The organism is Mucilaginibacter sp. (assembly GCF_965200995.1).
GTDB lineage: Bacteria > Bacteroidota > Bacteroidia > Sphingobacteriales > Sphingobacteriaceae > Mucilaginibacter.
Genome location: NZ_OZ241743.1, coordinates 508,527 through 529,150, shown reverse-complemented (window position 1 = coordinate 529,150; position 20,624 = coordinate 508,527). Strand labels below are relative to the sequence as shown.

The 20,624-nt window shown below is 44.8% G+C and carries 20 protein-coding genes; 9 read left to right on the top strand and 11 right to left on the bottom strand.

Going from position 1 to position 20,624, the window contains the following annotated elements; genetic code table 11:
- Window positions 1-140: 140 nt before the first annotated feature.
- From rpsK to rplQ, 4 genes are all read left to right on the top strand, one after another.
- A complete protein-coding gene (gene rpsK, locus ACY652_RS02565; RefSeq protein ID WP_462266375.1) occupies window positions 141-530 on the top strand; it encodes a 30S ribosomal protein S11 in 390 nt (129 codons plus the stop codon).
- A gap of 67 nt (window positions 531-597) precedes the next feature.
- Window positions 598-1,206 (top strand): 30S ribosomal protein S4, encoded by a 609-nt coding sequence (gene rpsD / locus ACY652_RS02560; RefSeq protein WP_462266374.1) that lies wholly within the window; start codon window positions 598-600, stop codon window positions 1,204-1,206.
- A gap of 116 nt (window positions 1,207-1,322) precedes the next feature.
- Window positions 1,323-2,315 carry a DNA-directed RNA polymerase subunit alpha gene (locus ACY652_RS02555; protein ID WP_462266373.1) on the top strand — a complete coding sequence of 331 codons (993 nt, stop codon included), beginning with the start codon at window positions 1,323-1,325 and terminating at the stop codon, window positions 2,313-2,315.
- 169 nt (window positions 2,316-2,484) lie between these two features.
- On the top strand, window positions 2,485-3,075 hold the full coding sequence (gene rplQ / locus ACY652_RS02550; protein ID WP_462266372.1) for a 50S ribosomal protein L17: 591 nt from the start codon (window positions 2,485-2,487) through the stop codon (window positions 3,073-3,075).
- A 64-nt stretch (window positions 3,076-3,139) separates the two neighbouring features.
- Here rplQ and ACY652_RS02545 read toward each other — a convergent pair whose 3' ends face one another.
- Window positions 3,140-3,664, bottom strand: a complete 525-nt coding sequence (locus ACY652_RS02545; RefSeq protein ID WP_462266371.1) for a GNAT family N-acetyltransferase — start codon at window positions 3,662-3,664, stop codon at window positions 3,140-3,142.
- Between the two features lie 188 nt (window positions 3,665-3,852).
- Window positions 3,853-4,659 (bottom strand): FkbM family methyltransferase, encoded by an 807-nt coding sequence (locus ACY652_RS02540; RefSeq protein ID WP_462266370.1) that lies wholly within the window; start codon window positions 4,657-4,659, stop codon window positions 3,853-3,855.
- A gap of 268 nt (window positions 4,660-4,927) precedes the next feature.
- Here ACY652_RS02540 and dnaK point away from each other — a divergent pair, with 268 nt between their 5' ends.
- Complete coding sequence (gene dnaK / locus ACY652_RS02535) at window positions 4,928-6,844, top strand: molecular chaperone DnaK (protein ID WP_462266369.1); 1,917 nt, start codon at window positions 4,928-4,930, stop codon at window positions 6,842-6,844.
- Between the two features lie 59 nt (window positions 6,845-6,903).
- Here dnaK and ACY652_RS02530 read toward each other — a convergent pair whose 3' ends face one another.
- The 8 genes from ACY652_RS02530 to ACY652_RS02495 all read right to left on the bottom strand — a co-directional run bounded on the left by ACY652_RS02530 (window position 6,904) and on the right by ACY652_RS02495 (window position 15,415).
- The gene (locus tag ACY652_RS02530) at window positions 6,904-7,569 is read right to left on the bottom strand and encodes a TMEM175 family protein (protein ID WP_462266368.1); all 666 of its coding nucleotides are present in this window, start codon (window positions 7,567-7,569) and stop codon (window positions 6,904-6,906) included.
- A 129-nt stretch (window positions 7,570-7,698) separates the two neighbouring features.
- Complete coding sequence (locus ACY652_RS02525; RefSeq protein ID WP_462266367.1) at window positions 7,699-8,058, bottom strand: type II toxin-antitoxin system HicB family antitoxin; 360 nt, start codon at window positions 8,056-8,058, stop codon at window positions 7,699-7,701.
- 197 nt (window positions 8,059-8,255) lie between these two features.
- Window positions 8,256-10,571, bottom strand: a complete 2,316-nt coding sequence (locus ACY652_RS02520; protein ID WP_462266366.1) for a glycoside hydrolase family 31 protein — start codon at window positions 10,569-10,571, stop codon at window positions 8,256-8,258.
- Window positions 10,572-10,699: 128 nt separating this feature from the next.
- Entirely contained in the window at window positions 10,700-11,599 is a 900-nt protein-coding gene (locus ACY652_RS02515; protein WP_462266365.1) for a nucleotidyltransferase family protein, read from the bottom strand.
- Between the two features lie 49 nt (window positions 11,600-11,648).
- Entirely contained in the window at window positions 11,649-12,788 is a 1,140-nt protein-coding gene (locus ACY652_RS02510) for a M42 family metallopeptidase (RefSeq protein WP_462266363.1), read from the bottom strand.
- A gap of 123 nt (window positions 12,789-12,911) precedes the next feature.
- Window positions 12,912-13,322: a GNAT family N-acetyltransferase gene (locus tag ACY652_RS02505; protein ID WP_462266362.1), complete on the bottom strand. Its 411-nt coding sequence runs from the start codon at window positions 13,320-13,322 to the stop codon at window positions 12,912-12,914.
- Window positions 13,323-13,461: 139 nt separating this feature from the next.
- Entirely contained in the window at window positions 13,462-13,788 is a 327-nt protein-coding gene (locus tag ACY652_RS02500; protein WP_462266361.1) for a GIY-YIG nuclease family protein, read from the bottom strand.
- Window positions 13,789-13,873: 85 nt separating this feature from the next.
- Window positions 13,874-15,415 carry an acyl-CoA carboxylase subunit beta gene (locus ACY652_RS02495; protein ID WP_462266360.1) on the bottom strand — a complete coding sequence of 514 codons (1,542 nt, stop codon included), beginning with the start codon at window positions 15,413-15,415 and terminating at the stop codon, window positions 13,874-13,876.
- A 137-nt stretch (window positions 15,416-15,552) separates the two neighbouring features.
- On the opposite strand from ACY652_RS02495, the gene ACY652_RS02490 reads away from it, so the two are divergent.
- The 3 genes from ACY652_RS02490 to ACY652_RS02480 all read left to right on the top strand — a co-directional run bounded on the left by ACY652_RS02490 (window position 15,553) and on the right by ACY652_RS02480 (window position 17,580).
- The gene (locus ACY652_RS02490) at window positions 15,553-15,885 is read left to right on the top strand and encodes a hypothetical protein (RefSeq protein WP_462266358.1); all 333 of its coding nucleotides are present in this window, start codon (window positions 15,553-15,555) and stop codon (window positions 15,883-15,885) included.
- Window positions 15,886-16,136: 251 nt separating this feature from the next.
- A complete protein-coding gene (locus tag ACY652_RS02485; RefSeq protein ID WP_462266357.1) occupies window positions 16,137-16,874 on the top strand; it encodes a YoaK family protein in 738 nt (245 codons plus the stop codon).
- A 31-nt stretch (window positions 16,875-16,905) separates the two neighbouring features.
- Complete coding sequence (locus ACY652_RS02480; RefSeq protein WP_462266356.1) at window positions 16,906-17,580, top strand: carbonic anhydrase; 675 nt, start codon at window positions 16,906-16,908, stop codon at window positions 17,578-17,580.
- 249 nt (window positions 17,581-17,829) lie between these two features.
- Here ACY652_RS02480 and ACY652_RS02475 read toward each other — a convergent pair whose 3' ends face one another.
- Window positions 17,830-18,372: a hypothetical protein gene (locus ACY652_RS02475; RefSeq protein WP_462266355.1), complete on the bottom strand. Its 543-nt coding sequence runs from the start codon at window positions 18,370-18,372 to the stop codon at window positions 17,830-17,832.
- 163 nt (window positions 18,373-18,535) lie between these two features.
- On the opposite strand from ACY652_RS02475, the gene ACY652_RS02470 reads away from it, so the two are divergent.
- Window positions 18,536-20,287, top strand: a complete 1,752-nt coding sequence (locus ACY652_RS02470; RefSeq protein WP_462266354.1) for a glycoside hydrolase family 13 protein — start codon at window positions 18,536-18,538, stop codon at window positions 20,285-20,287.
- Window positions 20,288-20,624: the final 337 nt, after the last annotated feature.

Sequence of the window (20,624 nt, the reverse complement as noted above, 5' to 3'; positions counted from 1 at the left end):
TAGATTATAGATGTTAGATGTGAAATATGAGAGACGCTCACATAGTTTACATCTAACGGATTTAAAATAGGGTATGGTGAATTTGAAATGAGGCGCAGTCCTCACATCTCAAATCTTATATCTCAAACCTCAAAAAGAAAATGGCAAAAGCTAAAAAAGTAACCAAAAAGCGTGTAGTGATTGTTGAGCCGGTAGGCCAGGCACACATCAACGCTACTTTTAACAACATCATTATTACCCTAACCAATACCAGCGGCCAGGCCATTTCCTGGTCGTCAGCCGGTAAAATGGGTTTTAAGGGTTCTAAAAAGAACACTCCTTACGCTGCTGGTCAGGCTGCTTCCGATTGCGGTAAAGTAGCTTATGATTTAGGCTTACGTAAAGTAGAAGTATTTGTTAAAGGCCCGGGTGCAGGCCGTGAGTCTGCTATCCGTACTTTACAAACTGCAGGCATCGAAGTTACCATGATACGTGACATCACCCCGCTTCCGCATAACGGTTGCCGCCCTGCTAAACGCAGAAGAGTTTAATTTAATCTATTTTTAAAGCTAAGATTCGGCAGCTACAGGCAGCCTGATACTTTAAAACCCACAAACAATGGCAAGATATACCGGACCAAAGTCCAAAATTGCACGCAGGTTCAGAGAGCCGATCTTCGGTCCTGATAAAGTTCTGGAACGTAAAAATTACCCTCCGGGCATGCATGGCGTTTCCAAGCGCAGAGGCAAGCAATCAGAGTACGCTGTACAGCTGATGGAAAAGCAAAAAGTAAAATACACCTACGGTGTATTGGAGCGCCAGTTCGAAAACTTGTTTCACACCGCGTCAGCACGTGAAGGTATTACCGGTACCAACTTGTTACAGTTGTTAGAAGCCCGTTTAGATAACGCTGTATACCGCCTGGGTATTGCGCCAACACGTTCAGGTGCACGCCAGTTGGTAGGTCATAAGCATATCACTGTAAATGGTGAAATTGTTAATATTGCTTCCTATACCCTGCGCCCGGGTGATGTAATTGCAGTACGTGAGAAATCAAAATCACTTGAAGCGGTTACCAATTCTGTAGCCGGCCGCAAAATAAACAAGTATAGCTGGTATGAGTGGGATGCAGCCAGCCTTTCCGGCAAGTTGCTAAGCTATCCTAACCGCGATGAGATTCCTGAAAACATCAAGGAAAACCTGATCGTCGAGCTGTACTCAAAATAAAATTTGAGAGTTCAGACATGAGGTGTAAGATTTGGGAACCGCTATGGTTTCTCAAAACTTACATCTCATGTCTCCTATCTAATTAATACGTAACCCATAAAACAAAAAGGATATAAATGGCAATCTTAGCATTTCAGAAACCAGATAAGGTGATTATGCAGAAGTCGAACGACTTTGAAGGTACCTTTGAGTTCCGCCCGCTGGAACCAGGCTTCGGTGTAACTATCGGTAATGCTTTACGTCGTATCTTGCTTTCATCACTGGAAGGTTTTGCAATCACTTCAGTTCGTTTCTCAGGGGTAAACCATGAGTTTTCAACCATCAAGGGTGTAGTTGAAGACGTTACTGAAATTATTTTGAATCTTAAGCAAGTAAGATTCAAGAAAGCTACAGACTCAGGTGATGCCGAAAAAATATTTATAATCATCAGCGGTCAGAATACTTTTAAAGCCGGTGATATTTCTAAGTTTTCTAACAACTTCACTGTATTAAACCCTGACCTGACCGTTTGTAATATGGATCCTGCAGTAACACTGGAGGTGGAACTGACAGTAGGTAAAGGGCGTGGTTATATTGCCAGTGAAGAAAACAAGAACCCTGATGCTGTGGTAGGTGTAATAGCTATTGATTCTATTTACACGCCTATTAAAAATGTTAAGTATACCATTGAAAATTATCGTGTTGAGCAAAAAACCGATTATGAAAAACTGGTATTTGACATTACTACCGATGGTTCTATCCATCCGGAAGAAGCCTTAAAAGAAGCAGCCAAGATTTTGATTCAGCACTTCATGCTGTTTTCCGATGAAAACATGATGCTGGAAGCGCAGGCCAAAGAAGAAACCAAAGAAGTTGACGAAGAAATTTTGCACATGCGCAAAATTTTAAAAACAGAACTGGTTGACCTTGATCTTTCGGTTCGCGCCTTAAACTGCTTAAAGGCAGCCGACATCCGCAGCCTGGCTGACCTGGTTTCTTACGATGTAGCAGATATGCTAAAGTTCAGAAACTTTGGTAAAAAATCGCTGACTGAAATTCAGGACCTGGTGAAATCAAAAGGTTTATCTTTTGGTATGAATCTGGGCAAATTCAAATTAGACGAAGAATAATTAAGAGATATGAGATTTTAGATGTAAGATATGAGAAATTAACCATTTAGTGTTTCTCAAATCTCATGTCTCACATCTCAAATCTGATTGAATAACCCAGCGTAATTCCGAGGGCTTGACCGGGTAAAACTGAGCCGCCCAACGGTATGCACGTGCAATAATTACTACAATGAGACACGGAAAAAAACTTAACCATTTAGGCCGTACCGACAGTCATCGCAAGGCGATGATGAGCAACATGGCCACTTCGCTTGTATTACACAAGCGCATCACTACTACTCTGGCAAAAGCTAAAGCTTTGCGCATGTACGTAGAACCTTTGATCACCAAATCAAAAAGTGATACTACACATTCTCGTCGTACCGTATTCAGCTACCTGAAAGATAAAGAAGCTGTAACCATCCTGTTCCGCGAAGTTGCCGAGAAGGTAGCTACACGCCCGGGCGGTTATACCCGTATCATCAAACTGGAAAACCGTTTAGGTGATAATGCGGAAATGGCCATTATCGAACTGGTAGACTACAATACCATTTATACTGCCGGTGAGGCTGCAAAAGCAACTACAACCCGTCGCTCACGTCGTGGTGGTAAGGGTGGTGTAACGCCGGTAACAGCTGAAATTGCCGCACCGGCTACTGAAGAAGCAGCCACAGCGGAAGTTACTCCTGCCGACGATAATGCTACTGTAGCTGATGCTTCTGCTGCTGATGCACCGGAAGCACCTGCTCAAAACGAAGAAAACGCAGAGAAAGGCGAATAAGTAGCGCTCTGTTCTTTCAACATATTTAAGTCCTGCTTTACACATGCAGGACTTTTTTATTGCCTTAAAACTTGTTTAACTGATAATGCAAGGTGCTGATAGATGCACTTACCCACCTGAAACCAACGTTAGTTAAAACTTTTTGTGAAGCTTTGTTATCAATGGTCGTGTCAGCCTTTATCACTTTTAGCGTGCTGAAAGTGAAGCCCCAATTAACCAGTGCCCGTAATGCTTCAATAGCGTAGCCATTTCCCTGATGCGGTTTGCTAATCATATAACCCACCAGCGTTTCCCCATAATCATTCGGGTAACCGGCAAAACCAATGTTGCCAATAATCCGGTTTTCACTTTTCAGAATGATTTGCCAGTTGGTATACCATTGGTAAAGGTCAGGGTATAGTCGAGTATTGGGCAGCCAGAAGTTTTGCATGGCATCAGCCATTTCGGCAAAGAATTCATCATCTGCCTGTATAGCAGAAGGGGCGAGGCCTGTCTGCTGTTCAAAGGCAGGTAGATTGCTGCGTGTTAGTAATAACTGCTCGTGTGTTAACGGAACTATATCCAGCCGTTCTGATTGAAGGTGAAACATGTTATAGTATTACCGAAAAATACAAAACTGTTCTCCAATGTTTCAAGCAAAAATTGTTGGCCAGCACCCCAGGTTTTTTAAATTGCAGATAAAACGTAATCCCGTACATGTTACCAAAAGATAGAGGCAATATATTTAATATATTCAGATCTATACGATAACAACGTAAAGCCAGGCAACCCTGCCAATTAATAAAAGAAATCTAAGGGTACGTCCTTCTGCAGCCTGTCACAAGGTTGGTCCAATCCCTCGATAGGATATGAAGCAGTTGAGTATGTTTTTACCGGAAGGTATGAATTATGAATAAAAGTAGCTTCAAACGCAGCAGGCACTTTTTTACCCTGAACATCGAACATATCACCATGGTTATTAGCATGCAGGTGAATTAGGGTATGTGTTTCCTCCATCTTGTTCATAATGGCCAGTAACTCATTAAACTTCTGATCGGCATAATGAAATTCCAGTAAAACCTGCACAGCGTTACCCAGTAGCGGATAGATACTTTCCTGCCCAAACACCGGGTATTCGGCGCCTTCTACATCAATTTTAAAAATAAATTTCTTGTTGTGCAGGTTGTACTTTTTGAAGTGGTAATCAAATGTTTTATATTGTTCTGTATCCGTATCAGATATACCTTCCGCTATAAAGTTGATTCCACTTTTTTTTAATTGGGTTTTTTTAAACATCCAAACTAAGTAATTCTTTGCATGACGCATAAAAGGAACAAAGTTACCCTTAAAAAGCTTGCTGAAAACAGCGCCTAAATCAGATAAGGTTGGATCAAAAGCGTAAGTGGGCTTTCCGGTTTCTTTCCAAAAATCTTTTTCAAAAGCTACATTATATCCCACGCCGTAATTAACTAAGCATTCTGCATCAAGTAAGCTGGGATAATGTACAATGTAGCCGCCATCATAATCGTTTCCCAGTCTTTTTAAGTTGTCGATATGGTAAGGACGGAAAACTTCCAGGGCATTTATAGTAGTATTGGTCGACATAAATTCAAATTTGTCAGATTTAGAATAAAAGCAAATAATTTATAAATAAACAAAAAAAAGCGGAGTGCTAATGACAGGAATTTAAATATTGTTAAAAACCTTATCACCGGTTTGCTGCCAAGCTGTCACCGCAATCTCATTCTGCCTGACTAAAAGTTATAAACCTGACAGCCGCAAACAATATTTTCTGCCATTGCTGCGTTGGCACGTGCCTTGTTAAACAACACATGTTAAGCAACAGATTAAATTAAGGAAAACAATCAATCATATGTCTAAAATTATTGGTATCGACTTAGGAACAACCAACTCTTGCGTAGCCGTAATGGAAGGTAACGAGCCTGTAGTTATTGCAAACAGCGAGGGTAAGCGCACCACTCCATCTGTAGTATCATTTGCTGCAAACGGCGAGCGTAAAGTAGGTGACCCTGCCAAACGTCAGGCTATCACAAATCCCCGCAACACTATTTATTCTATCAAACGCTTCATGGGTAACCAGTTTAACGAGGTAACCAAGGAAGCCGAGCGTGTGCCTTACACCGTGGTTAAAGGTGATAACAACACCCCACGCGTAGAAATTGGCGACCGTAAATATACGCCTCAGGAAATTTCTGCTATGATTTTGCAGAAAATGAAGAAAACAGCAGAAGACTTCTTAGGTACTGAAGTAACGGAAGCAGTTATCACGGTTCCTGCTTACTTTAATGATGCACAGCGTCAGGCTACTAAAGAGGCTGGCGAGATTGCCGGTTTAAATGTGCGCCGTATCATCAACGAGCCTACTGCTGCTGCCCTGGCTTATGGCCTGGACAAAGCGCACAAGGATATGAAAATTGCTGTGTTTGACTGCGGTGGCGGTACGCATGACGTATCTGTACTGGAGTTGGGCGACGGCGTGTTCGAAGTAAAATCAACCGATGGTGATACCCACTTAGGCGGTGATGACTTTGACCAGGTAATTATCGACTGGTTAGCCGATGATTTCAAGAACGAAGAAGGCATTGACCTGCGTAAGGATCCAATGGCGCTGCAACGCTTAAAGGAGGCTGCAGAGAAAGCTAAAGTGGAATTGTCAAGCACTACACAGTCAGAAATCAACCTGCCTTATGTAACCGCTGTTGATGGTTTGCCTAAGCACCTGGTAAAAAGCTTAACCCGTGCTAAATTTGAGCAATTGGCCGATAGCCTGATTAAGCGTACCATTGAGCCTTGCCGTTCTGCTTTAAAGAATGCCGGTTACAGCACTTCTGATATTGACGAAATTATTCTGGTAGGCGGTTCAACCCGTATCCCTGCCATTCAGGAAGCGGTACAGCAATTCTTTGGTAAAGCGCCATCAAAAGGAGTAAACCCGGATGAAGTGGTAGCCATTGGCGCTGCTATACAAGGTGGTGTATTAACCGGTGATGTTAAGGACGTGTTACTGTTAGACGTAACCCCGCTTTCATTAGGTATCGAAACCATGGGTGGTGTAATGACCCGGTTAATTGAGTCAAATACTACCATCCCCAGCAAGAAGTCTGAAACCTTTTCTACGGCTTCTGACAGCCAGCCATCGGTAGAGATCCATATTTTGCAGGGTGAGCGCCCTATGGCCGCACAGAACCGTACCATTGGCCGCTTCCACCTGGATGGCATTCCGCCAGCACCCCGTGGTGTGCCTCAAGTTGAAGTTACCTTTGATATTGATGCTAACGGTATCCTGAATGTATCAGCTAAAGATAAAGCTACCGGTAAAGAGCAAAAGATCCGTATCGAAGCTTCATCAGGTTTAAGCGATGCTGAAATTCAGAAAATGAAGCAGGAAGCCGAAGCTAACGCTGATGCTGACAAAAAGGCCAAAGAAGAGGTTGAAAAACTAAACTCTGCCGATGCGTTGATTTTCTCTACTGAAAAGCAACTGAAAGAGTACGGCGACAAGATTGGTGCTGATAAGAAAGCGCCTATTGAATCAGGCTTGGAAAAACTCAAATCAGCTTATGCTTCTAAAGACCTGAATGCTATTGAAACTGCTCAAACCGAGCTGAACACTGCATGGGCTGCAGCATCAGAAGAGATGTATAAAGCAACTGCTGATGCACAGCAGGGCGGTGAGCCGGGTGCCGGTGGTGCCAACGGCGGCGGCCAGGCCCAGGGCAACAGTAACGCCGATAGTGTAACTGATGTTGACTTTGAAGAAGTTAAATAATTAACTTAAATACATAACAAAACGCCCGCTTGCATATTTTGCAAGCGGGCGTTTTTGTTTCAGGCATTTGCGGCAGTGGGCTTTCTTTTATAGGAGCGCGAAACCACACTTAATACCGGCGCAATCAGCAGCGGCATGTACCAGCCAGCCGGTAGCCAGATGGTGCCTATAATAATGCCCAGTAAAAATATGCCCGGTGTAATTAATGAACGGGCCTTGAATATCTTAATAAATGTTTCATTGGGCCAGTGGGTTACAATTTGATTAGCCGGATTGAATACATAGTTAACCGTAGCATAATTGGCAAGGCCGGTGCAGATAATATTGATGTTATAAAAATAAAATGGCACATGATACAGCATGTTCTCACTATAAAAGGCGGATGAAAAAGGCATAAGTGCTACTGTAAACAAAAAGAAGAAGTTGAGCCAGATAAGTTTACTGGTATAGCGGTTTACAAACCCAAATATGCGGTGATGGCTGCGCCAGTAAATGGCAATTACAAAAAAGCTGATGATAAAGCCTATAAACTTAGGTATCTGGTATAGCAGCCAGGAGACGATTTTTCTTTCAGGCAAACCGTGTTCAAACTCCGGCGCTTTAATTTCAATAACCAGCAGGGTAATGGCAATAGCCAGCACCGCATCACTAAACAAAATAATGCGGTCAATCTGAAAATCTTTGCGTTCAGGATCATGCTGTTCTAAAAAGTGCTCGTGGGGCATACCGTAATTTGATTAGTGCGGTTAAGATAAAAATTATTGTAACGTATGCAGATAAAAAAAGCAGCCTGCTGAGTTGAAAGGCTACTTTTTTGTTATGCTTTGCTTAATACTTTTTAAAGCATATAACAATTACGCCGTGAGTTGAAGGTTGTATTCCAAAACATCCTTATCAGTTGGAACATCTTCATTGTATGCTCTTAAACTCTCAACATATAATTCTATTGCTTTGCTGGCGTTTTGAATGGCATCCTGCAGGTTTTCGCCATAGGTAATACACCCCGGTAAAGCAGGTACATTGACTGTGTAACAGCCTTCAGCTTCTGGTTTGAGCCGTGTTTTATAAGATAATGCCATATTTAAAACCTCTTCAAGAGTAATATTTAATGTAAACGCCGTTATTAAGCCGTTATTAAGCTGATGCACTTGAAGCCTTATGCAGAGCCATTTATGGTAGTACCTGTGTAACTGTTTTTCGAGTTCCCAGGGCACAGCGGTAGTTGCTATTTAAATATTACAACTGTTTACAAAACAAATCGAAACTGTCATTTCGACCATAGGGAGAAATCTTCTTCGAGCAGTCTACAGTAGAAGATTTCTCCCTATGGTCGAAATGACCATTTGTGTTTGTACGATTTTAGTTTTAAATATCTTCTTAAAATCAGCTGCTTTTTACGAACACGAAAAAATTAATAGACAAATTTCATCTTATCGTTTGTAATCACAAGTTCATCCTGAGGTTCATTGTCAACGAAGTTGAACACGATAGGCTGATCATTGAATTTTGAAGAGGTCAATTCATCATAGCCATGCATTACCAGTTTAAGCGATGCATATTTTGACAGATATGAACCTTCAACAGCACTGAGGTCAATTTGTCGCCCGGCAGGGTTGAAATGGATGGTGCGTTTGTAGTAACTGCCTTGCTGATAATCATACGTTTGCCCGTCGTCCTCGTAATAAACAAAGCTGTTCTCCTTATCACCATTCCATATATGCAGTTCCAATATACCATCGCCTGCATCCTTAGTACTTTGTACCACACCCTGCATCGGAATGATGGCGCCAGCCTTTACAAACACAGGTAAATCGGTAAGTGGTGCAGCAACTGTATAGTTTTGCCCACCAGCATATTGCTCTCCAGTATTAAAACGGTACCATTGGCCTTCAGGTAGGTAAACATCGGCTGTATTAGCTGTGCTGATAACAGGCGCTACCAGCATCGAATCGCCAAACTCAAATTCATTTTGGTAAACTTCTTCATACACCTGCTCGTCCTGCGTATAATTGATAGCTAAAGTACGGCTCAATGGTAGCCCGGTTTGTGCCGATTGATAATAGCCCGAGTAGATATAAGGCAGCAGGCGGTAACGCAGTTCGATGTCCTTTTTAATAATGGCCATATTGTCCTCGCCCCACTGCCACGGCTCGCGGTAAATGGTACCTTCCTGCGCATGGTTACGGAACATCGGGGTGTACACGCCTAATGAGTTCCAGCGTACCATTAACTCGGGCGTAGGGTTGCCGCTAAAGCCGCCGATATCTACACCCACCATAGCCATGCCGGTAACGCCCAAACTATTCACCAGTCGCTGCCCTAACAATAAGTGTTCATCATTAGCAGTGTTATCGCCCGTCCATACCGCCGAATAGCGCTGTGTGCCCGAGTAGGCGGCGCGGGTAAGCACGAAAGGGCGCTGGTTGCCTAATGTTTTGCGCGTACCCTCATAAGTGGCGCGGGCCATCTCCATGCCGTATACATTGCGTACTTCAGGCATGTACTTATCGCCGAATTTAACCAGCCAAGGCATGTTCTGGTTCCAAACGGCAGGCTCGTTCATATCATTCCAAAAGCCGGTTACACCGGGCTCGGTTAGGGCATTAAACGATGCACCCCACCAGTTGCATACCTCCTCGTTAAAGAAATTGGGGAAGTGGCAGCGGCCGGGCCATACCTCGCCTATATATTTTTCACCATCTGGATAGGTAGCGAAGTACCCTTTATCAACACCCTCGTCATACTGCGGATAGCCCTTTTCTACTTTAATGCCAGGGTCAACAATAGTAACCAGGTTAAAGTTCATGGCTTTCAGCCGGTCTATCATTGCTTTAGGTTCAGGAAAGGTTTGTTTATTCCAGGTGAAGATTTTAAAATCCTCCATGTAATCAATGTCGCAATACAGCACATCAGCCGGTATCTGATATTTCCTGAAGTTTTCGGCCACTTCCAGTACCTCCTGCGCGCTCATGTAGCTCCACCGGCATTGCTGGTAACCCAGGCTCCACAGCGGCGGCATTTCCATGCGGCCGGTAAGCCAGGTGTAATCCTGAATAATCTGCGCTACGCTTTGGGCACCGAAAAAGTAATAATTCAAATCGCCGCCATCCGCACCAAACCAGCTCATTTGCTCATCGGTAGAGGCGCCGAAATCGAAATAGCTTTTATGGGTGTTATCGAAAAACAAGCCATAGGTAAGTCCATCATGCAGGCCAATGTAGAACGGAAAGGTTTCGTACAATGGGTCGCTCTCTGGTGTGTGATTAGGCACATCGGAATTCCAGTTCACATAATGCTTTCCCCGGCGGTTGAGCGGCCCGGTCTTTTCGCCCAGGCCAATAAATTTCTCATCGGCATACAGCTTTTTGTAATTGATTACCCGCTCGCCCTGCCAGTTTACGCCATAACGGCGGTCGTCTTCATTTAAGGGCTTACCACCGGCCGTATAAAAGCTGAAACGCAACGGCGCTTTATGAATGATAAGTTTTAAAGCAGAAGTGCTTAACTCCATAGTTGCACCATCATCATGATATTGTAGTTTATCAGTGGATGGGGATTGAATGACCGCAAAAGAGTGGTCGGGCTCCTGTGGCTGCCGGGTAATCTGTATACGAATAACAGCCGCACTGTAAACCGACACACGTGCCTCTGCCTCGGCGGTGGTAAACACCAGCTGCGGCGGCGTTTCGTTGATATGAGTTACCTCGCTTAATGTTTGTACCTGCATTTCAAAAAGTGTAATAGATGGTATTAAAACTATCAGTTAAATAGTACACAGGCAAAGCAGTAGTTGTTTGATACAAAAAAAGCGCTGTGAGTCATCACAGCGCTTTACATATGTGTTTAGCTAAACATTTATTCCCAAAGTTTGCTGGGGTAAGTGCCATTGTTTACCAACTCAGAGATGCTGGCCTGTACAATCGGCTTATCTTCCTTATAAGTAACACCAAACCATTTTGATGGCGTAGGAATTACTTTAAAAGAAGCCGTGCCTGATTTAATCAACTCATCGGCTACCAGCGGGATAAAGAATTCAGCTTTCGGGTTATTCTCATTAGCTTCTGCAAACCGTTTAAACATCGGTTCGCTTTGTTTAAAAATGGCCGGTGTAAAGCCCCAGAAGTTCATGGATACACGGGTATCATTAGGTAGCTGATATTCACCAGTGGCATCCTTGTAATATACATCGCCATCCTTAAAATATACTTCGGTACGCTCATTGATCTCAACCATGTTGCCGGCATCATCTACCTTACACACACCGCGAGATACAGAGCCATAATCAGACAAAGTTTTATCAATCTGGTAACCAATGATAGAATACTGGCTATCTGATGCTTCGGTGGTTAAAAATTTAGCCATTTTCTCAAAGGCATCATAACCATAATAATCATCAGCATTAATAACGCAAAAAGGCTCGTTTACCTGGTTGCGGGCAGCCAGTACCGCATGGGCGGTACCCCAGGGCTTGGAGCGTTCAATTTCTTTGTCGATACCGAATGGTTTCAGGTCATAGCTCTGAAATACATAATCGGTTTCTACCTTACCGGCCAGTTTGGGTTCGAAGATGGCTTTAAAGCTGTCTAAAAATTCTTCGCGGATAATGAAGGTGATTTTACCGAACCCGGCTTTAATGGCATCGTATATAGAGTAGTCAATAATCGTTTCGCCGTTGGGACCGAAGCCGTCCACTTGCTTCATGCTGCCGTAGCGGCTGGCCATGCCGGCGGCTAATATTAATAATGTTGGTTTCATATGAGGTATTTATATAACTCTTAGATTTGGTTCTTTGAAGTTCAGGATGTTACAACACCGGATTAGGCCTGGTGTTTTTAATGTACCTGAAATCCTGTCCCGCCTCTAAATTCAGCAGGGTTTCATAAATCAGGCGGATCACGTTATCCACATCTTCCTTATGTATCATTTCTACCGTGGTGTGCATGTAGCGTAGCGGTAATGAAATGAGGGCCGAAGGTACACCGTCGTTAGAATAAGCAAAAGCATCGGTATCCGTACCGGTAGAGCGGGAAGATGCCTGGCGCTGAAACGGAATATCCGCTTTCTGAGCCGACTCAATCAGCAGCTTATTCAGGTTATTCTGTACGGCAGGCGCATAAGAGATCACCGGGCCGCGGCCGCAGGCCAGATCTCCTTGTACCACCTTGTTAATCATCGGCGTTTGCGTATCATGCGTTACATCGGTCACGATAGCCACATTGGGCTTAATGTGGTGGGCAATCATTTCTGCACCGCGCAGGCCGATTTCTTCCTGTACGGCATTAACAATGTATAAACCGAACGGCAATTGCTTACCATTTTCTTTCAGCAGGCGCGCCACCTCGGCAATCATGAAGCCGCCTGCACGGTTATCCAGCGCACGGCCCATATAGTAACGGTTGTTCAGTATTGAAAACTCGTCCTCATAAGTAATTACGCAGCCTACATGTATGCCTTTGGCCTCTACTTCTTCTTTGGTAATACAGCCGCAATCTAAAAAGATATTCTTCAGGCTGGGCGCTTCTTCTTTTTCGCCGCCCAACCGGGTATGGATGGCCGGCCAGCCAAAAACCGCCTTTACGATGCCATTATCAGTATGAATATTTACCCGTTTGGAAGGCGCAATCTGATGGTCGGAGCCACCGTTGCGGATCACATAAATCAAACCATCACTGGTAATGTAATTTACAAACCAGGAGATTTCATCGGCGTGGGCTTCAATGACAACCTTGTATTCGGCTTCAGGATTGATGATGCCTACGGCGGTACCGTAGTTATCTACATAAAAATCGTCGATGTAGGGTTTGATATAATCGAGCCATAGTTCCTGGCCTTTCCACTCAAAACCGGTAGGCGAGGGGTTGTTGATATATTTTTCGAAGAACAACAGTGAAGTTTCGTTCACCACAGGTATATGCTGCTTTTCGACAGGTTGCTTTTTAGCCATATTTAAGAATCAATAATAATAGATGATGTGTGCGTAACTGGCAAATATAGGATTAGCAGCTAATAACGGTAGAAGAGTTAAACGCTAAAGCCCGGAAAAAGATTTAAAAATGATGCTTATATATCAGCCAATGGGCTTTTCCATAATCACATAGTCAAGACCGTTTTTAGAAAAAGGTGCACCATTGGTAACCAAACCCTGCTTCACATAAAATTCCACTGCCGAAAGCCGCGCATTGCACCACAGCCGTTTACCCCCGCCAATCTGCGCAAATTCTATGATGTATTGCAGCAACTGCCGCCCTATCCCCTTACCCTGATGCGCAGGCAATACCGCAAACTTACGGAACTGGCAATCCGCCCCTGTCTGAAACAGGGAAACCACAGCCGCCAGCCGCCCATCCGTAAAGACACCAAAGTGGTAGCCATCATGGTCTTCTTCCATCTGCATAGCGGAGTAATGCGCATCAGGGTATAATACCTCCTGCCGCAGCCGCCAGGTTACTTCGGGGCGTATTTGTTCAATGCAAAGCATAGCGGAGTATGTAATGTTGATTTGTCATCCTGAGCGATAGCGAAGGATCTGTACAAGAGCAGAGTCAAGTGTACAGATCCTTCGCTATCGCTCAGGATGACAGGTGGTGATTGGGTTGAGCATAAGTATCAGGTTGATGTCAAGCATCACTTATTAAAGGCGGCCACGCCATCAATTCGTTATTCAAAAATGTCCAGCTTGGATTAGTCCGATTAATTAATTTTTCCTTTTTTATTCTTGTCCAGCCCTTAATTTCTTTTTCCCGGGCAATAGCATAATTAATATGTTCATGTCTTTCGAACCATACCAGGTAATAACACTTGTATTTAAAAGTAAAGCTGTTAGGTCTATCTCGACCTGTGTAATGTTCAAACAGGCGTCTGCTTAAATCGTTGGTTACACCTGCATAGAGTGTAGTTCTTTGATGATTAGTAAGTAAATAAGTATAGAAGTTATAGTTAAGCATATTACATATAAAAAAAGAAGAATAATTAATCTTCATCATTGCCCAGGTGATACGTTATTCTAACCACATAGCTATTACTTTTATCCTACAACGGAATATTCCCATGCTTCTTTCTCGGTAAATTCACTACCTTATGCTCCAGCATCTTAAATGCTTTAATCAGTTTTTGCCGGGTGGCAGCGGGTTCGATGACCTCATCAATAAACCCCCGCTCGGCGGCGCGGTAGGGGTTGGCAAATTTATCGGAATACAGCTGCTCCATCTCTCGCCATTTCGCTTCCGGGTCTTCGGCTTGGGTAATTTCACGCTTGAAGATGATTTCGGCTGCGCCTTTAGCGCCCATTACGGCAATTTCGGCTACCGGCCAGGCAAAGTTCATATCCGCGCCAATATGCTTGGAGTTCATTACATCGTAAGCGCCGCCGTAGGCTTTGCGGGTGATGACGGTAATGCGGGGCACGGTGGCTTCGCAGAAAGCATACAGCAGCTTGGCACCGTTGGTAATGATGGCATTCCATTCCTGGTCGGTACCGGGCAAAAAGCCGGGCACATCCTCCAGCACCAGCAGCGGGATGTTAAAGCTATCGCAGAAGCGCACAAAGCGGGCCCCCTTGGTACTGGCGTTGATGTCTAATACGCCTGCTAAAAAAGCAGGCTGGTTAGCCACAATGCCAATGCTGCGCCCGGCCAGTCGGGCAAAGCCTACCACCAGGTTTTCAGCAAAATCTTTATGCACCTCCATAAAGCTGCCTTCATCGATGATGCCGTTAATCACCTCGCGGATGTCATAAGGCTGCGAGGCACTTTCAGGCATCAGCATATTCAGGGCAGGCCGGCGCTCATTGCCCGGCTCATAGGGCAGAGCCGGGGCCATTTCCTCACAGTTTTGCGGCATATAGCTCAGCAGACGCTTTACGTACTGTATCGCCTCAATCTCATTGGCGCAGGCAAAATGGGTAACGCCCGATTTGGTGGCATGGGTAGTGGCCCCGCCTAACTCTTCGGAAGTAACCACCTCGTGCGTAACGGTTTTTACCACGTTGGGGCCGGTAACAAACATGTAGGAAGTGTTCTCTACCATCAGTACGAAATCGGTAATGGCAGGGGAGTACACCGCACCGCCCGCACATGGGCCCATAATGGCCGATAGCTGCGGCACCACGCCCGAGGCCAGCGTGTTGCGGTAAAAAATGTCGGCATAGCCGCCTAACGATACCACACCCTCCTGTATACGGGCACCGCCTGAATCGTTCAGCCCGATTACCGGTGCCCCGTTTTTGAGCGCCATTTCCATAATCTTGCAAATCTTTTCGGCGTGGGTTTCCGACAGCGAGCCGCCAAATACCGTGAAATCCTGCGAGAACACATACACCAGCCGACCGCTGATGGTGCCGTAGCCCGTAACCACGCCATCGCCGGGGTAGTGTTCCTTTTCCATACCGAAATCAGTAGAGCGGTGCGCCACCAGCATGCCAATTTCCTCGAAGCTGCCTTCGTCCAGCAAAAAATGCAGGCGTTCGCGTGCGGTGAGCTTGCCCTTTTTATGCTGGTTATCTATACGGGCCTGCCCGCCGCCGGTTAAGGCCTGTTGTTGTTTCTGGCGTAGGGTTTCTAACTTATCGTTCACAATTACAGGATTTATAATGAAGGTGAAAAGCTAAAAGTAAACATTGTTGCGGTAATAAGTACAACACTGTAAAATTACCGGCGAATGATACTGCAACGCTGATTTGCCGGTTGATTTCCTATATTTGCGCCCGTTAAATGAAGCTGAAAAATTATAAATTAAGCTTGTGCCTGCTGTTTACCGGTATCTTCATGCTGAAGATGCTGGCATTGGTTACGCCTGCGTTTATCAGTTTATTCAGCAAAACGGAAAGCAGCCTGGTATCAGCAATGGAACAGGAATCCAAAACCGATAAAGAAGACCCGGACAAGGATGCGTTCAAAGAAAAGAAGTTTTTTGACGAAAACTGTTTTTATTATCCCGAATACCGTTTTGTGAATTGTATTACTGTGCTTGAGTACAGTATACACCAGCATGGCTGCCTGCAACTCTATCATCCCACTGTACCCACGCCGCCTCCCAACGGTTAGTTTACTTGTTTGTACAGACAGTAATATTTACTGTTGGTATAATTAATACACAGTACCATTATATATTATAACGGCCAACCGGCAGCGTTAGCTGCGAAAAAAATGTCTTAACTTAACGGACTAAACCGTGAGTTTATGACCAATTGCTAAGTTTTTGCCGGTTTGGGTAAACACTTTAAAGCAAGGTTTGCTTAAAGCAGATAGTATGGCTTTTGTTTACTGAAGGGCCCGTTTTGTTTACTGATATTTTTATGTTAAAAGAACTAAAAAGCGACAGAACGCTTAGCCAGAACCTGATGCTGGCCTCTTCTACCGCCTTTGTAGCCGGCATGACTAACGTAGCGGGCGTAATTGCCTTTCTTACGTTTACCTCCAATGTAACCGGCCACGTAGCTACGCTTGCACGGCACGTGGTAGAACGTAATTTTCATGAAATCCTTATTTTCTTTGTATGGTTGTTCGCTTTCTTCTTCGGCGCATTTGTAGCCAGTTTCTTAATCTGGTCGTTTCAGCGCAGAAGCCGTTATGTGGCCCATGCCGCTCCTGTGGTGCTCGAAATTATACTGATGGTTCCTATTGCCGTATACGGGCATCAGTTTTATAAAGAAACCGATACCGAGCGCGAAATTATTATCGGGGCTATGCTGTTCTGCATGGGTTTGCAAAATAGCCTGGCTTCTACCATATCAGGCGGTCTTATTAAAACCTCGCACCTGAGCGGCTTATTTACTGATCTGGGCAGTGAGCTGGCCGAGTGGCTGCATCCGCATACCGAGAAAACAGAGGTGCTGCGTAACAAATTGTATATTCGCTTTACCATTCTGGGTTTCTATTTTTTCGGAGGTCTGGTAGGGGCTTATTTATTCAACCTGTATGATTTCATGATCTTTTACCTGATTCCATTGGTATTGCTTACCATCATTGCCTATGATTTGCTGCCTTTACTAAGATACAGGCTTACCAGGCCAGGCAGCCGTAATACCCAATAATCGTACTTCATTAATTATTAAAATAAATTTTATGAGTTCAAAAAACATAACCGATAGCACCATTCACGACACCAGCCATATCACCTATGAAGGCTTGCTGGCCGGCAACCAAACTTTTGTAGATAAAATGCTTGCACAGGATCCGGAGTATTTTGATAAGCTGGCCAACGGACAAAAGCCGCCTGTTTTATGGATTGGCTGCGCCGACAGCCGTGTGCCGGCCAACCAGATTACCAATACTGCGCCCGGTGAAATATTTGTACACCGCAATATTGCCAACATGGTGGTGCATACCGATATGAACATGCTGTCGGTACTGGATTATGCGGTAAACGTGTTGAAGGTAAAGCACGTTATTGTAGTAGGGCACTACGGTTGCGGTGGTGTGCTGGCCGCTATGGGTAATAAGCAGGTTGGCATTATTGATAACTGGCTGCGCAACATTAAGGATGTATACCGCCTGTATGCGGCCGAACTGGATGCCATTACCGACGAGAAGCAGCGCGGCGACCGCCTGGTAGAACTCAACGTAATTGAAAATGTAAGCCACCTGGCGCAAACCTCCATCGTACAGAATGCCTGGACCAACGGGCAGGATTTACAGGTGCATGGCTGGGTATACGCACTCGAAACCGGTTACATTAAAGACCTCAAGGTGAGCAGCAGTAACAACGATGGCCTTAAGGACGTATTTAAGATTGCATAAATAGTTAATTATCAAAAAGCCGCCTCCTATAACTTGTGGGGCGGTTTTTTTATTTTCAGAAAGCAGAGGACAAGAAACTTTAAAAAGCGATCATAAATGAAAATATAATATTCTTGTCATTGAGAGGTACGAAGCAATCCCGTCGCAGGCCAAGCGAAAAAGCATAACTACGGGATTGCTTCGTACCTCGCAATGATAATCATTAGATTTAAAACGTTTTCTTAACAGCATTTTGCAAAGGCCTTATTGCTATTTCCATTTCCAGTTAAGTTCCTGATGAATGGTATCCTGCTTCAGTGCAGCTATGGCAGCCAGTTGCCCGGTAAGTTGCTGCACATCAAAATTTCGTTTGGGCAGGGTGATGGTATCCTGGGAGATAAACCTGATGAAAAAGTAATCGGCAGTTTCGGTAACAAGTTCTGCCTGATTGGTATCAATTACTGCATTGCCGATGCTGCTTTCCGAAGTAATATTTTCATTGGTGATATCTAAAGTAAACTGTACATCCTTTAAACTTCGGTACCGGTCTGCTGCAAACTTACGATAGCGCCTTCTGTACGTCAGCCTTTGTACAAAAGGATAGCATATCAGAAAGAACATACCTACAGCTATACAGTACCACATAATTAATTTATCGCCGGCTATGTATCCGCCCACGGCGGCAACAAAACTGAAAATTATGAGTAGGAGCCAGCTTTTTCGACGGCTGTACCTCAACTGGTCCGATTTTGAGGCTACAAAGAGGTAGTTATTCAGCAGGTCGTCCTGGGTGTAAGTAATGCAAGCCTTCATCAAAATAATTGGGGTTCAAATAGGATAGTGTGCAGCGTAAATATGCTGTTTAAAATTAAGATTCAAAGGGCTGGTTAAACTTGACTACTTATAACATGGGCAAACTAAAATTCATGTGCTTAAATATGTAGCTTTGGAAGGTAAAACCACCAATTGTTCTGCTATGCCTGCTTCCGTTTCAAAACTATTGCGTATAATTCTGTCTGCCTGCACTTTGCTGACGGCCTGCCAATCACCCCAAACTAAAATTCCAACTGTTCCGGTTCATCAGCCGGCTAACGGCCCCACCTGGTGGAAGGAGGCGGTAGTATATCAAATCTATCCCCGCAGCTTTAAGGATAGCAATGGTGATGGAGTGGGTGATTTGAATGGTATCATCTCCGAGTTGGACTATATCAAAAGCTTAGGGATAGATGCCGTTTGGCTCAACCCGATTTACAGTTCGCCCAATGACGATAACGGGTATGATGTGAGCGATTACCGCGGCATCATGAAGGATTTTGGTACCATGCAGGATTTTGATGCCCTGCTGAAAGGGCTTCACCAGCGTGGCATTAAACTGGTGATGGATTTGGTGGTGAACCATAGCAGCGATGAGCACGAATGGTTTAAAAAAAGCCGCAGCTCGCGCACAAGTCCGTACCGCAACTATTACCACTGGTGGAACGCCGAGAACGGCAAGCCGCCTTACCGCTACAGTTTGTTCGACGTGAACAATGATGCCTGGCGGTATGACTCAGCCACTAATGCTTATTACCTGCATTATTTTTCGCGCAAGCAGCCCGACCTGAACTGGGAGAACCCGAAGCTGCGCCATGAGGTATACGATGTAATGAAATTTTGGGCTGATAAGGGCATCGATGGTTTCCGGCTGGATGCCTTTCAGTTTGCAGCGAAGGATACCACTTGGCCGGCCTTCCCGAAAGGGTTTGAAAAACATTTTAACCAGTATTATGGGGTACAGGGCAACCTGCACGGGTACCTGCAGGAAATGAACAAGGAGGTATTGAGCAAATATAATATAATGAGCGTAGCCGAAGGCGCAGGCAATACGCTGGAAGACGGCCACAACATGGTAGATGCCGACCGCCACGAACTGAACATGGCTTATGCCTTTGATGCGGTTGACCAGGCCAAACCCGAAGGCTACGACCTGCTGAAATTTAAAAAGACCTTTACCCGCTGGGACAGCGCCTTTGCACAAAAGGGTTGGCTGTCCATCTTTTTGGCTAATCATGATCAGGCCCGGCTGGTGAGCCGCTTTGGCAATGATAGTCCGCAATACCGGGATGTTTCGTCCAAAATGCTGACTACTTTTTTAATGACCATGCGCGGCACGCCATTCTACTATTACGGCGATGAACTGGGCATGACCAACATCCGGTTCAATAATATCAAGGACTATAGGGATATGTCGCTGATGAACCAGTACCAGCACCTGAAACAAACCGGCGGCAACGAGGCTGATTTTATTAAACAAGCCCAGTTTGGCAGCCGCGATAATGGGCGCACACCTTTCCAGTGGAACAGCAGCGCCAATGCCGGTTTCAGCAGCGGAACGCCCTGGGTAAAGGTAAACGCCAACTACACTACACTCAATGCTGCCGCCCAGGAAAAAGACCCGAACAGCGTGTTGAGCTATTTCAAGAAAGTGGTACAATTGCGCAAAGCCAACAAAGTTTTGGTTTACGGTAAGTACACCCTGCTGGATGCCGCCAACCCCAAGGTATATGCCTACACCCGCGAGGGTAACGGCAAAAAGCTGCTGGTACTGCTCAACTTTAAAAGCACACCGGCTATGGTTAATACCGGCATCAGTTTAACCAATGCCAGGTTGCTGATGGATAACTACAGCACGCCTTCCTCCGGCAGTAAACTGCAACCTTACGAGGCAGCGGTTTACGAGTTGCGGTAAGTTGAGCGTGTTATGCTGAGCGGTAGCGAAGTATTTATACGTTTATCAGCAAAGGTTATCCGAATACAGGAAGCATTGATACGTTCACACACACACAAATGTTGGCTGGCTGAGGCGCCCGAAGCCTGGATGCAGTGGCATACTTCGGCAGTACCTCTGCAGGCATCCTAAATGCCAGTGACAAGAACGTGTCAGTGTTCACACGCGTTCACGGTGTTCACACCACCGTGAACGTGAACACTTAAAAAGCTCACTTTCAAACAGATAAGTGTTTGCGGCCTTTTTATTGACAAAGATTGACAAAGATTGACAAAGATTGACAAAGATTGACAAAGAT

Bases quoted from the DNA above. Each gene is read 5' to 3' on its own strand.
- rpsK (WP_462266375.1), top strand. From the start codon at position 141: ATGGCAAAAGCTAAAAAAGTAACCAAAAAGCGTGTAGTGATTGTTGAG.
- rpsD (WP_462266374.1), top strand. From the start codon at position 598: ATGGCAAGATATACCGGACCAAAGTCCAAAATTGCACGCAGGTTCAGA.
- ACY652_RS02555 (WP_462266373.1), top strand. From the start codon at position 1,323: ATGGCAATCTTAGCATTTCAGAAACCAGATAAGGTGATTATGCAGAAG.
- rplQ (WP_462266372.1), top strand. From the start codon at position 2,485: ATGAGACACGGAAAAAAACTTAACCATTTAGGCCGTACCGACAGTCAT.
- ACY652_RS02545 (WP_462266371.1), bottom strand. From the start codon at position 3,664: ATGTTTCACCTTCAATCAGAACGGCTGGATATAGTTCCGTTAACACAC.
- ACY652_RS02540 (WP_462266370.1), bottom strand. From the start codon at position 4,659: ATGTCGACCAATACTACTATAAATGCCCTGGAAGTTTTCCGTCCTTAC.
- dnaK (WP_462266369.1), top strand. From the start codon at position 4,928: ATGTCTAAAATTATTGGTATCGACTTAGGAACAACCAACTCTTGCGTA.
- ACY652_RS02530 (WP_462266368.1), bottom strand. From the start codon at position 7,569: ATGCCCCACGAGCACTTTTTAGAACAGCATGATCCTGAACGCAAAGAT.
- ACY652_RS02520 (WP_462266366.1), bottom strand. From the start codon at position 10,571: ATGCAGGTACAAACATTAAGCGAGGTAACTCATATCAACGAAACGCCG.
- ACY652_RS02515 (WP_462266365.1), bottom strand. From the start codon at position 11,599: ATGAAACCAACATTATTAATATTAGCCGCCGGCATGGCCAGCCGCTAC.
- ACY652_RS02510 (WP_462266363.1), bottom strand. From the start codon at position 12,788: ATGGCTAAAAAGCAACCTGTCGAAAAGCAGCATATACCTGTGGTGAAC.
- ACY652_RS02505 (WP_462266362.1), bottom strand. From the start codon at position 13,322: ATGCTTTGCATTGAACAAATACGCCCCGAAGTAACCTGGCGGCTGCGG.
- ACY652_RS02500 (WP_462266361.1), bottom strand. From the start codon at position 13,788: ATGCTTAACTATAACTTCTATACTTATTTACTTACTAATCATCAAAGA.
- ACY652_RS02490 (WP_462266358.1), top strand. From the start codon at position 15,553: ATGAAGCTGAAAAATTATAAATTAAGCTTGTGCCTGCTGTTTACCGGT.
- ACY652_RS02485 (WP_462266357.1), top strand. From the start codon at position 16,137: ATGTTAAAAGAACTAAAAAGCGACAGAACGCTTAGCCAGAACCTGATG.
- ACY652_RS02480 (WP_462266356.1), top strand. From the start codon at position 16,906: ATGAGTTCAAAAAACATAACCGATAGCACCATTCACGACACCAGCCAT.
- ACY652_RS02475 (WP_462266355.1), bottom strand. From the start codon at position 18,372: ATGAAGGCTTGCATTACTTACACCCAGGACGACCTGCTGAATAACTAC.
- ACY652_RS02470 (WP_462266354.1), top strand. From the start codon at position 18,536: ATGCCTGCTTCCGTTTCAAAACTATTGCGTATAATTCTGTCTGCCTGC.